11 protein-coding genes are annotated in these 14548 nt (G+C 58.0%); 1 reads left to right on the top strand and 10 read right to left on the bottom strand.

Annotated features, from left to right (window positions below):
* Positions 1-159 precede the first annotated feature (159 nt).
* Together EPZ47_RS01855 and EPZ47_RS01850 are read right to left on the bottom strand one after the other, a co-directional pair.
* Positions 160-1101, bottom strand: coding sequence for an NAD(P)-dependent oxidoreductase (locus tag EPZ47_RS01855; protein WP_158296344.1), 942 nt, complete (start codon positions 1099-1101; stop codon positions 160-162).
* Positions 1101-2294, bottom strand: coding sequence for an aminotransferase class I/II-fold pyridoxal phosphate-dependent enzyme (locus EPZ47_RS01850; RefSeq protein WP_135843276.1), 1194 nt, complete (start codon positions 2292-2294; stop codon positions 1101-1103). The genes EPZ47_RS01855 and EPZ47_RS01850 overlap by 1 nt, the downstream gene beginning before the upstream one ends.
* A gap of 429 nt (positions 2295-2723) precedes the next feature.
* Here EPZ47_RS01850 and EPZ47_RS01845 point away from each other — a divergent pair, with 429 nt between their 5' ends.
* A complete protein-coding gene (locus EPZ47_RS01845) occupies positions 2724-3719 on the top strand; it encodes an RHS repeat-associated core domain-containing protein (RefSeq protein WP_135843275.1) in 996 nt (331 codons plus the stop codon).
* Positions 3720-3978: 259 nt separating this feature from the next.
* On the opposite strand, the gene mdoH is transcribed toward EPZ47_RS01845, so the two are convergent.
* From mdoH to hutI, 8 genes are all read right to left on the bottom strand, one after another.
* Positions 3979-6549 carry a glucans biosynthesis glucosyltransferase MdoH gene (gene mdoH / locus EPZ47_RS01840; protein ID WP_135843274.1) on the bottom strand — a complete coding sequence of 857 codons (2571 nt, stop codon included), beginning with the start codon at positions 6547-6549 and terminating at the stop codon, positions 3979-3981.
* The gene (locus tag EPZ47_RS01835) at positions 6542-8317 is read right to left on the bottom strand and encodes a glucan biosynthesis protein G (RefSeq protein WP_135843273.1); all 1776 of its coding nucleotides are present in this window, start codon (positions 8315-8317) and stop codon (positions 6542-6544) included. Before EPZ47_RS01835 ends, mdoH begins: the two co-directional genes overlap by 8 nt.
* A gap of 320 nt (positions 8318-8637) precedes the next feature.
* On the bottom strand, positions 8638-9075 hold the full coding sequence (gene dtd / locus EPZ47_RS01830; RefSeq protein WP_135843272.1) for a D-aminoacyl-tRNA deacylase: 438 nt from the start codon (positions 9073-9075) through the stop codon (positions 8638-8640).
* Positions 9072-10043 (bottom strand): prolyl aminopeptidase, encoded by a 972-nt coding sequence (gene pip, locus EPZ47_RS01825; protein ID WP_135843271.1) that lies wholly within the window; start codon positions 10041-10043, stop codon positions 9072-9074. Before pip ends, dtd begins: the two co-directional genes overlap by 4 nt.
* Positions 10044-10148: 105 nt before the next feature.
* Positions 10149-11063 (bottom strand): alpha/beta hydrolase, encoded by a 915-nt coding sequence (locus EPZ47_RS01820; protein WP_135843270.1) that lies wholly within the window; start codon positions 11061-11063, stop codon positions 10149-10151.
* Between the two features lie 181 nt (positions 11064-11244).
* Positions 11245-12192 (bottom strand): choline ABC transporter substrate-binding protein, encoded by a 948-nt coding sequence (locus tag EPZ47_RS01815; protein WP_135843269.1) that lies wholly within the window; start codon positions 12190-12192, stop codon positions 11245-11247.
* Between the two features lie 298 nt (positions 12193-12490).
* Positions 12491-13294, bottom strand: a complete 804-nt coding sequence (gene hutG / locus EPZ47_RS01810; protein ID WP_135843268.1) for an N-formylglutamate deformylase — start codon at positions 13292-13294, stop codon at positions 12491-12493.
* 11 nt (positions 13295-13305) lie between these two features.
* Entirely contained in the window at positions 13306-14508 is a 1203-nt protein-coding gene (gene hutI / locus EPZ47_RS01805) for an imidazolonepropionase (protein WP_135843267.1), read from the bottom strand.
* Between the last annotated feature and the right edge of the window lie 40 nt (positions 14509-14548).

Below are 14548 nucleotides of genomic sequence, written 5' to 3'. Positions count from 1 at the left end.
CCTTTGAGAACTGACGCGATAAAACTCACTGGGACGAGTTTTACAAACAAACAGCAGACAAATTATTAAATAATTGCGCACACCCTGCTAATGTTTACACTGTTAGTGGCTAAATAATAAGTTAGACATGAAGAGTTGCCCCCGACATTCGACGGTCTCTCAGCGTTCAATAGTAAGTTCAAGAGTTCGCTTGGCCTGCATAAAAATACTGTTTACGACCTCTTGTTCCTGCCCTGCCAAATGTGATGTTACTACTAGATTTTTGGCGGGCAAGGAGAGTAAGCCATACGGATCACTATGCTGGCCTTTATTATCCACCCATTCATTGTAATAGCCGTCTATAAAACAAAACGCATCTGCATTATTCTGAAGATATTTTTTAAGTGCAGCCGGACAGATTATCTTCGGATTGGACATATTCAGTATTTTCAGTTTTGTTGACGCGCCCGCCAATATAAATTCATCGATAAGATTGTACGTTTCAGCGCAACCTTTGAGATGAATACATAAAATATCAACGGTGTTAACCATCTCGACCAAGGTTGCATATCGTAACCCCAACGACGTCTCCAGCCCGACCCTCCTGCTTCTAGACCAGTAGTACATGGTTGTACATTCGCGTAGATGGAGTTGATGTGCCATCTCACTGGCAATCGCCCCCATTCCAACAAAACCTACTCTCAATTTCGACAATGATAGCCTAGGTGTCTGTATCCAGCCGGCCCCCTCTTTGACATTCTCAACACTCTCAAATACTTTTGCCAAGGAAACAGTGATCATTGCCAACGTAAACTCTGTCACTGCCTGAACGTTCATACTGGGTGTATTGGCTAATTTAATACCTTTTTTCGTAGCGCACTCCATGTCCACGAAGCTGGAGATACTGGTTCCCATCACAACCACGTTCTCTAGCCGAACGGCGACCTCCATTAGATGAGAGGATAGATACTCCGGCCCTCCCAAAATATAGTCATGCACGTAGGGCAAGACATCCATGATCTGCTGTTCATCAACGGGGCATCGAATATGAACAACTTCCACATCATCTGGAAATAAATGTCCTCCAACATCAAAGTCACCTGTCACCAGAACCTTTCTCATTAGAGCACCTCCGCCAGGCATTTGTTTTTGCACGCGGAAATTAAAGCAAGCTCTATTAACGCTTGTTTTAATCGCAAAATTGAAGAAAGGAACTGTCCATCAGGTTTCATTAGGGCGATCCTGATACGGTTGTGTCCCGCAACCTGATGACTGTTCCAATAAAAATATCTCCCCGGCAAGACCGCCACGTCACATTTAGCGAGATAATCAGTCAGTTCAAGATCCGACAGACCTGTTTTTTCAATATTGAGCCACATGACAGTCATTATTGAACTTGGCCCGACTGTTTCAATGGCAACCAGGGCGTTTTCTAATTCCGAGCGGGCGATTTCGATATTTTTCATGACGATGGAATGCATATACGAAAGCCCCCCTTTCTTCAGGGTCTCGTCGATAAATGCAACAATCACTCTTAATGAAAAATTAGAGCAGCACAAGTAAATCTCTTCGTAGATGTTCCGTATGTCAGCCGCCAGATCCTCGCTGTAGGAAAGCAGGCTGGCCTTGGTGTCGAGTGTCGGCCATTGCTTACCGGTATCCTCCAAGACTATAAATGACACCCCCTTATCGCTGAGGAGCGCATATTCGTCTATGTTGGTCTGGTGGCAGAACCGGAAAGAAGTATCGAGGATCAAGATCACATCGTGTCGATGACACAAGTCGATAACATTCGACATCGCGATCGCATCAAGTGCGACCCCTGTTGGATTATTCGGGTTAACCAGGAATAGCGCATCAAGGCGCCTATCCCGAACAAGATCCTCCAGCAGCGCCGGATCGACAACGACTTTTTCGGGAATGGCCTCGAGGGCGACTTCTCTGCGCCGTAGTAACTGGGCTAGGTTATCAAACGTCGGCTCCACGAGCCCAACCTTGTAATTCTTTGATCTTGCCCACGCTCCGACGATGTCGATACTGTTAGACGCAGTGGGACAAACGGAGAAGTGCGAGTGTCTTCTCAACCCGTCCAGGGCAAAGTACTCGGCAAACTTGTTCTTAAATAAAACCTCCATCTCCGGAATCGGCATCTCAACCGCAGAGCCCCATAACTCGGGTAACTCGGACAACACCGAACCAAAATGTTCCTTCGCCGAAATATAACTATGTCCATCTGCAAGATTGTACTTTGCAGACAAGCCAAAAACTTCCAGCTCTGTCAGGTTATTATTTTTATGGCCAGGTAAAAATTTCATTCAGCGCTACAACCCTTTCAAGAGACAACACCCAAACTTGCCGGCCGAACTTTAGCGACCCGAATTCGCTCTGTAAAGCTCACAAGCAGGACTTAGTCTATCTGAATATTTCTACCCCCCTCGCTTTCACTCCAACGCCATTGTCTATCTTTAATACGGCTAACCCATTCCTGACAACCCATAAAGTCGATACTTTAAGTTTATTGTTTCTTTATCTTTCAGATGTTTACCACTTCAAACATGACACTTGATATGTTTATTTAGTGCCATAACTTTCTCCCGCCACCTACTCCGTAACATTACGATGTATTAATACTTGATAGTTTCCGTACCGGGAGATAACGCTCAAACCTAACAGTTCTGCTAGGTTGACATCCGCTTTCAGTACGGTAAATGTGGGATCAATGCTCCAACTGCGGGGAAGTGGTGATGCCCAGCTCATCTGATCGCGCCTTAATAGCCTATCGCTACGATGCACTTGACCGCCTGGTTGGCCGCACGCCTGCAGGGCAACCCCATCAGAGACGCTTCTATCAAAAGGACGTTCTGGTGACGGAGATCGAAGGCGGCGTTAGTTACCGGATTTTTCAATACCAGGACGAATTGCTTGCAGAACGCCATAACGGGCGTATCCCACGTACGGCCTTATTGATCACCGATAAACAACGCTCGGTGCTGCAGGCATTCGATGCGAGATCGGTCTATACCCCGTATGGCCATCGTTCTGTGGCAGGGAGCTTTGCCAGCCTTACGGGCTTCAACGGAGAACGTGCTGACTCGACTACCGGCCACTATTTGCTGGGAAACGGACACCGGGCCTTCAACCCAGTGCTCATGCGTTTCAACCGGCCCGATAGCTTGAGCCCATTTGGAGAAGGCGGCCTGAATAGCTATGCATATTGTGGGGGGGATCCCGTCAATCGTAGGGATCCCACAGGAAAATGGAATGTACATGGATGGTTTGCTAACGCGCTCTTGGAGATTATCGGCGCCTACGCGGTTCCTTTCATCCCCCAACGAGCAGTAACGTGGATCCCCGGAGTCGGAAATCGTACATTCGGACGTGTGACTAAAATAGCTAGCAGAATTTCCGGTTTTATTGCGGCAGGGGCTTATGTGGCTTTGAACCGCTATGATGCCTACGCTTTCGAAGCATCACTCTATGACAAACTCTTCACCGGTTTCCTGGCGATTTCTACCTTTAGCACTCTCAGCGCTGCGGCTTCGACCCTACATAAAGTAGCTCGAAAGGGGCGGCCGTCTGCTCCCCCCATCACCGACGTGTCATTCCGACCTAGACCAAGCGTTTCTAGCTTAGCCGTTGAACCTGTGCCTCTCTCAGTGAGGAGTTTGAACGGGTATAGTGCTAGAGAGGTTGCCCCCGAATCGCGGGTACCAGAGGCCATTGATATACGACGAAGCTAATGCTTCTCAGCGGACATGCCCCTGAGCAACGAGAGCGAAAGTCAGCGCCTGGATATTTTCATCCGATCCCCCTTCATTCCTTTACGCCACGTCGACGGAATGCTCATGCCTGGGGCGTCTGCACATTTATGTCCTGGCGGTTATACGTGACTAAAGCCAAGTGATTGTGTCGCGGGGGTCCACAGTCAATGCGGTGCCACAGATAAAATGCACCCAACAAAAAGCCCCGCTTCCTTTCAGAAGCGGGGCTTTTTGCGTATCAGGCCACTTGAGGCTGTGCGCTCACCGGCTGAAGCGGTAGCAGCGGTGCATGGGGATCGGCCTTGACCGATTCGCGCCACGCCGCCAACCACTCGGGATGAGCCTCGCTCCAGACTTGCTCATGCAGGCGGGACAAGGCCACCGGGTCGCTCAGCAGCGCCAATCGCTCGCTGTTGCTCAACCCGGCCGGACCGGCCTTCAGCGCGTGACGAACGCGCTCGACCCGCAGCCATTCAATCGGCTCGGCCTGGCCGTGCCGTGAGGTTGCCAGCGCATACGCCAAGGCGTTCTGTTGTGGATCGACCACCGCCCGGATGAAACCGTCGTTCAGCGCGTGCCAACGATTTTCATGGGTGTACTGGTCCGTCGACAGCAGTTCCTGCGGCGGTGCGTATTCCTCGGGGATCAGGAACAGGCTTTCATCACGGGACTTCAAGCCCAGGCCCACGCGGCTGGAAATCACCGATACCGGGATCGACAGCATCAAGGAACCAACGATCGGCACCAGCCACCACAAGAAGCTCGGGTTCAGCCAGATCACCAGCAAGGCCCAGAAGAAGCCCAGCAGAGTCTGCGGACCGTGGCGCTTGAGCGCTTCGCTCCACGGCGTGGAGTCGTCGTCACGTTGCGGCGAGTTCCAGGTTGCCGCCCAGCCCAGGAAAGCGGCGAGCACGAAACGGGTGTGGAAAATCATCCGCACCGGCGCCAGCAGCATGGAGAACAGCATCTCCAGCAGCATCGACAGCGTCACCTTGAACTTGCCACCGAACTCCTTCGCACCCTTGGCCCAGATCAGCACGATACTCAGCAACTTGGGCAGGAACAGCAGCACGATAGTGGTCGAGAACAGGGCGATGGCTTTTTCCGGGTGCCATTGTGGCCACAACGGATAGAGCTGACGCGGCTCGAGGAAGTACTGCGGCTCCATCAGCGTGTTCACCGCCAGCAGCGCAGTGGACAGCACCAGGAAGAAGAACCACAGGGGTGCCGACAGGTAGGACATCACGCCGGTCAGGAACACCGCACGATGCACCGGGTGCATGCCCTTGACCAGGAACAGCCGGAAGTTCATCAGGTTGCCGTGGCACCAGCGACGGTCGCGCTTGAGCTCGTCCAACAGGTTCGGCGGCAGTTCTTCGTAGCTGCCCGGCAGGTCATAGGCAATCCACACGCCCCAGCCGGCACGACGCATCAGCGCAGCTTCGACGAAATCGTGGGACAGGATCGCACCGGCGAACGCGCCTTTGCCGGGCAACGGCGCCAGGGCGCAGTGCTCGATGAACGGCTTCATGCGGATGATCGCGTTGTGGCCCCAGTAGTGGGACTCACCCAACTGCCAGAAGTGCAGGCCAGCGGTGAACAACGGACCGTACACCCGCGTGGCGAACTGCTGCATGCGTGCATACAGCGTGTCCATGCCCGAGGCACGTGGAGCGGTCTGGATGATGCCAGCGTCCGGCGTGGCTTCCATCAGGCGCACCAGACTGGTCAGGCACGTACCGCTCATGACGCTGTCGGCGTCGAGCACGACCATGTACTTGTATTCGCTGCCCCAGCGACGGCAGAAGTCGTCGAGGTTGCCGCTCTTGCGCTTCACGCGACGGCGACGGCGGCGATAGAAGATCTTGCCGAAGCCCCCGGCTTCACGACAGACATCCAGCCAGGCCTGTTGCTCGGCCACGCAGATATCGCTTTCGTTACTGTCGCTGAGCACGAAGAAGTCGAAGCGATCCAGGTCACCGGTGGCGGCCACCGACTCGAAGGTCGCGCGCAAACCGGCAAACACCCGCGGCACGTCTTCGTTACAGATCGGCATCACCAGCGCGGTGCGGGCGTCCTTGGGAATCGGCTCGTTGCCGGCACTGGCACCGGAGATCCGGTATTTGTCGTGGCCGGTGAGCAACTCGAGGAAGCCCATCAGCGCCGTCCAGAAACCGGCCGACACCCAGCAGAACAGAATCCCGAACAGAATCAGGATGCTGGTTTGCAGCGCATAGGGCAGCACCTGCGTGGCGGTCTGCAACAGCGGTTGGTGCAGGACTTCTTCCAGGTCCACGAACGACCAACCCTGGTACGGCATGATGCCTTTCATGTACCAGCCGGCGACGATGGTCTGGCCGAGCATCAATATCAGCAGGATATAGCGGCGGGTCGAACCCACGGTGCGCCAGCGCGCATGGGGCAATACCCGCTCATCCTTGGGCGGCTTCGGCGGATTGGTGCGACCGGTCAGGCGCCGCCAGCCACGCACCAGGATATTGGTACGCCACGGCTCCGGCACGACTTTGGTCCGACGAATCGGCGGTGTCGCCTTCAGGCACACGCGACCGCTGGCATCGACTGCCAGCATCTCGGCGTCCTGGAGTTCCTCAGCGGTGCTCAGGGTCAGGCGACGGCCTACCGAGGCTTGTGCCGCCTCGGCAGGTGCGTCAAAGGTCGAAGACGACAGGCGTGCGTGCAGTTCGCTGAAGGACTTGCAGCCCGCCAGTTCGGCGCGCTGCTCGTCGGTCATTGGCAAATGTGCCAGATACTCGCTGAGAGACTCTGGCTGTACGGGAGTATTACTCATCGGCAGGCAACTGATAGCTCCAGGTCTCGGTCAGGACTTGTTCAGTCTGTTCCGGTTCCTGCGGGGTTGGGGTCGCGTCCACAGCGGCGGACGCCGCCTTGACGGCCTTGGCTTCTTTTTCGTTCTCTATTGCTTGCTCTTTTTCTTTCGCTTTCTCGTTCTGCTGCTTGGCGATCTTGTCGGCCTTGGCCAGGGTGGTCACCGAATGCGACGCGCCAGGCTCCTCGACCGGAACAAGCGGACGGACCAGCGCAGCGCGCATTTCGGTCGCCTTGCTCGGGTCTTTGATCTTCATCCGCAGCGTCAGGCGCCAGCCCTTGGTTTCAGGGTTGTAGCGCACACTGTTCTCGACGATCTCGGCGTTGTCGCCGACGCTCACCTGGCTGCGCACATCGGCGTTTTCAGGCAGGGCTTGCAGGGAAGGACCTTCGAAATCCACCAGGTAGGCCACGCTGCCGTCCGGCTGGCGGATCAGGTTGGATTGCTTCACGTCACCGGTGGAACGCAGGGTCTGCTTGACCCAGGCGCTGTCCGGCGAATGCAGGTTGGCTTCGTCGAGGGTCCAGTGCAGACGGTAGGAGAAGTCCAGCGGCTGGCCTGGCTCCGGCAGTTTTTCCGGGCTCCAGAACGCTACGATGTTGTCGTTGGTCTCGTCGGCGGTCGGAATTTCCACCAGATCGACAGAGCCCTTGCCCCAATCGCCTTTCGGTTCGATCCAGGCGCTTGGGCGTTTTTCGTAGCGGTCGTCGAGGTCTTCGTAGTGGCTGAAGTCACGACCACGTTGCAGCAGGCCGAAACCACGTGGGTTTTCTACCGAGAAGTTGCTCACGGCCAGGTGTTTCGGGTTGTTCAACGGACGCCAGATCCACTCGCCGTTGCCAGCATGGATCGACAGGCCGCTGGAGTCGTGCAGTTCGCGACGGTAGTTCAGCACTTTGGACGGCTGGTTGGCGCCGAACAGGAACATGCTGGTCAGCGGGGCAACGCCCAGCTTGGTCACGCGATCACGCAGGAACATGCGCGACTTCACGTCAACGATGGTATCGGTACCCGGACGCACGGTCAGGCGATAGGCGCCAGTGGCCCGTGGCGAATCCAGCAAGGCGAAGATCACCAGGTGCTTGTCGGTCGGTTTCGGACGTTGGATCCAGAACTCGCGAAAACGCGGGAACTCCTCGCCAGACGGCAGCGCGGTGTCTATGGCCATCCCGCGAGCGGACAAACCGTAAGTCTGCCCCTTGCCGATGACGCGGAAGTAGCTCGCGCCCAGCATGGTCATGATTTCGTCTTGCTTGTCAGCCTTGTTGATCGGGTACAACACGCGGAAACCCGCGTAACCCAACTGCTCGGTGGCCTTGGGATCGAACTTCACGTCACCGAAATCGAAGCGCGACGGGTCGTACTTGATCTCTTCGACGGTCGTCGCGGTGATTTCGTTGATTTTCACCGGGGTGTCGAAATGCATGCCCTGGTGATAGAAGGACAGCCTGAAGGGCGTCTTCTGGTCGGCCCATTCGGCTTTTTCGGTGCGGAAACGGATTTTTTGATAGTCAGCGAATTTCATTTCGCGGAATTCGTTCGGCAGATTGCTGCGCGGGGCTTCAAATTTTTGCCCGGCCAGTTCTTGAGCCTTCGCCGATACATCATCCAGGCTGAATGCCCACAGTTGGCCCGCGCCGAACAGGCACAACAGGGCCGAGCCCGCTACCAGAGCGTTTCTAAACCGTTTGGCAGACATTTTTTGTGCATTACAGGGACTAACAATCACGAGCAACCCTCGCCGAAAACAGATCAAAAAACCAACGGCCAGATAAAGTATCTGCCTGGTATCGGCATTGAAAAACCGACCCTGCGGACCACTCTTGCCAAGTTGGCGAGCATTGTTCCGACTCCTATGGGGCAAAATGATTCCCCAAATGGATCAGGACAAGTCTCTACCTAAGTCAAATGGACCAGCGAACGCTGATCCCCCGTAGCGCGCGATTATCTAGTAGGCCGCGTGACAACGCATCAGGGATAGCAAAGTATTTATCGAGAAAACTCCCTGTTTAGCCTCGAAACAGGACCGAAAAGGTGTTTCAAACGCTTTCAGGCCTGTAACAGAAAGGTTACCGGGCCGTCGTTGACCAGATGCACCTGCATGTCGGCGCCGAATCTACCTGATGCCACAGTGCCATGCACCTGTTTCGCTTGGCTGAGCAGATAGTTGAACAACTCTTCTCCCAGCGCCGCAGGAGCGGCCGTCGAAAAGCTCGGGCGCAAACCGCTTTTGGTGTCCGCCGCCAGGGTGAACTGCGACACCAGCAGCAAACCGCCGCCGACGTCTGCCAGGGACAGGTTCATCTTGCCGTCGGCGTCACTGAATACCCGATAGTTAAGCAGCTTATGCAGGAGTCTGTCAGCGCTGGCCCGGGTGTCCTCGGGCTCGACCGCTACCAGCACCAGCAAGCCCTGGTCCACGGCGCCAACGATCTCGCCGGCGACTTCGACCCGGGCGCCGCGAACCCGTTGCAACAAACCTTTCATGCTTCTTCGGGCGGCAGATCCAGCAGGCGCCGGGCCATTTGCGCTGCGGCGCGCACCAGCGCATCGGTGATGCCCGGCTCCGAAGCGGCGTGGCCGGCGTCGCGAATCACCTGCAATTCGCTGTTAGGCCAGTTCTGATGCAACTCCCAGGCATTGTCCAGCGGGCAGATCACGTCGTAGCGGCCGTGCACGATGACACCCGGCAAATGGGCGATCTTGCCCATGTCGCGAATCAGCTGGTTGGGCTCCAGGAAAGCGTTGTTGGTGAAGTAGTGGCATTCGATCCGGGCAATCGACAGCGCGCGCTGCGGTTCGGAGAAGCGATCGACCACCAGCGGATTCGGGCGCAGGGTCGCGGTACGACCTTCCCAGGTGGACCAGGCCTTGGCCGCGTGCATCTGGGCGATCTGGTCGTTGCCGGTCAGGCGCTTGTGGAAGGCGCTGAGCAAGTCTTCGCGCTCGTCCAGCGGGATCGGTGCGATGTAGTCCTGCCAGTAATCGGGAAACAGACGACTGGCGCCAGCCTGATAGAACCACTCGATTTCCTGCGGACGGCAGAGAAAGATCCCACGCAGAATCAGACCGTGCACCCGCTCCGGATGGGTCTGGGCGTAGGCCAGGGCCAGGGTCGAGCCCCAGGAACCGCCAAACAGCACCCATTTTTCGATGCCCAGGTGCTTACGGATGCGCTCCAGGTCTTCGACCAGATCCCAGGTGGTGTTGTTTTCCAGGCTGGCATGGGGCGTAGAACGACCGCAGCCGCGCTGATCGAAGGTAACAATGCGATAGAGGTTCGGATCGAAGTAGCGGCGGCTCTGCGCATCGCAACCCGCACCCGGGCCGCCGTGGATGAACACCACTGGCAGACCTTCGGGGGAACCGCTTTCATCGACATAGAGCGTGTGGGTGTCATCGACAGCCAGATCGTGCCGGGCATGGGGTTTGATCTGCGGGTACAAAGTCTGCATTGAGCGCTCCGTAAGGGGTCGAGTCATCCCTGTAGGGACTTCTATTTAGTCTGCCGTCCGGCATCATAAACCCGAATTACCTTAATGAGCATGTCCCCTGCGCAGTCAAAGCGTGTCAGTCAGGTACGCCAGCAGCGTGCGATACATCTGATCGACCTCTGGCACCTGGCCCCGGCCACGCAAACAGCCATGGACCAACCCTCCCCCGACATACAGCACAGCGTCCACGCCTGCGGCGTTCAGCCGCTCGCTATAAAGGACGCCATCGTCGCGCAGCGGGTCCCATTGCGCCACGATGATCAGCGCCGGCGGCAAGCCGCTCAGGTCATCGGCGAGCAACGGCATGGCGAGGGAAGACGGTTGAGCGCCGCTCAGATAGAGCGCCTGATAACGCTCCAGATCGCTGCTGCTCAGCAGCGGTGCATCGGCACATTCGTGCCGCGAAGGCAGATGCGCCGGGCCACCGAGGGCGGGATAAATCAGCACCTGAGCCCGGGGCAACACTTGCCCGGCGTCGCGCAAGGCCAGGCATAACGCAGCCGCGAGGTTACCCCCGGCGCTGTCGCCCACGACCAGTCGGCGGTGAGGATCAATGGCAAAAGGGGCTGCCGCCAGATGACGCCACACCGCGAGGCAATCTTTGAAAGCCGCCGGAAACGGATGTTCCGGGGCCAGCCGATAATCCACCGCCACCACCAACGCGCCGAGGGTGGCGGCCAGCTCCATGCAGATGAAATCGTGGGAGTCCAGATCCCCCACCACCCAACCGCCTCCATGCAGGTAGAGGATGCACGGCCAGCCTTCGGGCGGCGCTGTGATCCGGGAGTGATAGGCGCGTACGGCCACGCCGGCCAACTGGAAATCCTCGACCGCCAGCACCTCCGGGCACGGCGGCGTGAACGCCCGGCACATTTGGCTGTAGGCCTGGCGCGAGCCGACGAGGCTGGCGTCCGGGGTGTTGAAGCTCAGGGTTTTGTCGATGAAGGCTGACATCTGCTCAGAGAGTGGATATGAGGCCATGAAGAACACCACCCGATAAAAAAGCAGGACAAACACTGACCATTGGTGCTCAGAATCTATGTGGGAGCAAGGCTTGCCCGCGATAGCGGTGGCACATCCAATATTTATGTCGACTGACGCATCGCCATCGCGGGCAAGCCTTGCTCCCACAGATAAATCACCCGCCACAAAAATAGGCAGGTCAATTTTTCAGACTGGCCTGCACCGCCGCCACGCCATCCTTGCCATCAAAACTGGTCACCCCGGCCAGCCAGCGCTGAAGATCTTCAGGATGATCACGCAGCCATTGGCGGGCGACGTCCTGAGGCGTCTTGCGCTCCATGATCGGCACCATCAACTGGCTTTCCTGGGCGGCGGTGAAGGTGAGGTTTTCCAGCAGCCGATTCACGTTCGGGCAACGCTGGGCATAGTCCGGCGCGGTCACGGTGGAAACAGTTGCGGCGCCTTCGTTCGGGCCGTAGACGTCTTCGCTGCCGGTCAGGTAGGTGATGTTCATGTTGATGTTCATCGGGTGCGGGGTCCAGCCAACGAACACCACGAACTCCTTGCGATTCACCGCCCGCTGTACCGCGGCCAGCATCCCCGCCTCGCCGGACTCGATCAGTTTGAAGTCCTTGAGGCCGAAGTGATTGGTTTCAATCATGGTCTTGATGGTGGTGTTGGCCCCACTGCCCGGCTCGATGCCGTAGATCTTGCCGCCGAGCTGGTCCTTGAACCGGGCGATGTCGGCAAACGTCTTGAGCCCCGCCGCCGCCACGTAGTCCGGCACCGCCAGCGTGGCTTGGGCGTCGGCCAGGCTCGGCTTGTCCAACACCGTCACCTGATTGGCCGCCAGGAACGGGGCGATGTTCTTGTCCATCGCCGGCTTCCAGTAGCCCAGGAAGATATCGAGCCGCTTGTCGCGGATACCGGCGAAGATGATCTGCTGTACAGCGCTGGTCTGCTTGCTGTCGTAACCCAAGCCCGTAAGCAATACGTCGGCCATGCCGCTGGTGGCAATCACGTCGGTCCAGTTGACCACGCCCATGCGCACGGTCTGGCAGGACGCCGGCTCGGCGGCTATCGCCCCGGTGCTCAAGAGGGCGGTACCGCAGAGGATCGACAGACAGCGTTTGAACAGTCTTTTCATCGGGAAGGTCTCGTGCGGCAGCGGATTATTGTAGGTCGGTGTCTTGTTGCACCGTGACCGGAACATTACGCAGCGCCGAGGAGCTGAAAGTGAACTGTGGCGACTCGGTTTTGCACGGTGGCGACCGTTCCCGCCCGAGGCTCAAGAACAAAACAAACCTGTAGCGAGAGGATCTGTGGGAGCAAGGCTTGCCCGCGATGAAGACACCGCAGTCCCCCTGAAACCGAGGCGCCTGTATCGCGAGCAAGCTTTGCTCCCACAGATGACTCCCCTCGCCACAGAAGAGTCGCGTAAGCCTTTATTTCTTGTACGTCTGCCGCCCCCACGCCAGGAAGCCTTCAAGCAATTGCTTGAGCACCACCTGGGTCGGCTCCGCCAGGTCAGCACGGTAGTTGAACGGCTCGAACTCTTCCATGTACGTGCTCTGGCACAGTTCCAGTTGCACCGCGTGGATGTGCTCGGCCGGATTGCCGTAGTGCCGGGTAATGTGTCCACCCTTGAAGCGCCCGTTGAGCACATGGGTGAACTCGCCATGGCGGGCGCAGATAGCTTCGAGCTGGCTGGCCAACGTCGGATCGCAGCTGGCGCCGTTGAAAGTGCCGAGGTTGAAGTCCGGCAGCTTACCGTCGAACAGATGCGGGATCACCGAGCGGATCGAGTGGGCGTCGAACAGCAAGGCATAGCCATATTCGGCCTTGAGCCGCGCCAATTCCTGTTGCAACGCCTGGTGGTACGGCATCCAGACCTGCTGCAGATAAGTCGCCCGCTCTGCGGCGGATGGCTCCAGCCCTTCGCGAAACAACGGTACACCATCAAACAGCGTCGCCGGGTACAAGCCGGTGGTGGCACCGACGTACATCGGCTTGTCGTCGGAAGGACGGTTCAGGTCGATGACGAACCGAGAATACTCAGCGGCCAAGGTACTGGCGCCCAACTCAGCGGCGAACTCGTAGAGCCGGGGAATGTGCCAGTCGGTGTCCGGCAGGCTTTGGGCCTCAGGGATCAACCCGGCCTGTACTGCCGGGGTGAGACGCAGGCCGGCGTGGGGCATGCTGATCAACAGCGGCACGCGCCCTTGCGTGAAATTCAGGACCTTCTCCACAACCGCTCTCCTCAATCGATTTCAACGCCGTGACGCACGACGCGTTTTTCCAGTTCGCCACCGAGCCAGTACGCCAGGTCAGCCGGCCGGTCGATGTGCCAGGCGACAAAATCCGCCACTTTGCCGGCCTCCAGCGAACCGTGGGTGTCAGCCATGCCCAAGGCCTGGGCCGCATGTATAGTCGCCCCGGCCAAGGCTTCTTCCGGGGTCATCCGAAAGCACGTGCAGGCCATGTTCAACATCAAGCGCAGCGACAGCGCCGGCGAGGTACCGGGGTTGAGGTCGCTGGCCACGGCGATCTTCACGCCGTGCTTGCGCAGGGCATCCATGGGCGGCAGCTGGGTTTCGCGCAGGAAATAAAACGCCCCTGGCAGCAACACGGCCACCGTCCCGGACTCGGCCATGGCCTTGGCATCGTCCTCGGTCATGAACTCCAGGTGATCGGCCGACAGCGCCTGGTAACGGGCCGCCAGGCTTGAGCCGTGCAGGGACGACAATTGCTCGGCGTGCAGCTTCACCGGCAGCCCCAGCCGTTGCGCAGTGATAAACACCCGCTCGACTTGCGCCGGGGAAAACGCCAGGTATTCGCAAAAGGCATCCACCGCATCCACCAGCCCCTCGGCCGCCAAGGCCGGCAGCATCTCGCTACAGATATGCTCGATGTAGTCATCGGCGCGATCTTTGTATTCCGGTGGCAAGGCGTGGGCCGCCAGACAGGTGCTGCGTACGCTGACCGGCAGTTCGGCGCCAAGGCGACGGATGACGCGCAGGATCTTGCGTTCGCTCGCCAGGTCCAGGCCGTAGCCAGACTTGATTTCCACCGTGGTCACGCCGTCGCGCATCAGGCTTTGCAGGCGCTTGGCAGCGCTGGCGAACAGCTCGTCTTCACTGGCGGCCCGGGTGGCGCGCACGGTGCTGGCGATGCCACCGCCAGCCGCGGCGATCTCGGCGTAGCTGACGCCTTGCAGGCGCTGCTCGAATTCACCGCTGCGGTTGCCGCCGAACACCGTGTGGGTGTGACAGTCGATCAGCCCCGGCGTAACCCACGCGCCCCTGAGATCGTTGACCGCCGGATAGTCACCGGCCGGCAGTTCGGCCCGCGGGCCGATCCAATGAATGTGCTCGCCCAAGGTAACGATGGCGGCGTCTTCGATGATCGAGTAGACGCCCTGGGCCATGGTGGCGGCGTGGCAGTTTTGCCAGAGGGTTTTCATCCCGAGTCTCCTCGTCTCATTCAAAATCGGATCGCGAGCA

Origin of the sequence: Pseudomonas viciae (genome assembly GCF_004786035.1) — a bacterium.
GTDB classification, from domain to species: domain Bacteria; phylum Pseudomonadota; class Gammaproteobacteria; order Pseudomonadales; family Pseudomonadaceae; genus Aquipseudomonas; species Aquipseudomonas viciae.
The sequence above is the reverse complement of the archived record's forward strand: the minus strand, read 5'-3'. Positions and strand labels throughout refer to the sequence as shown.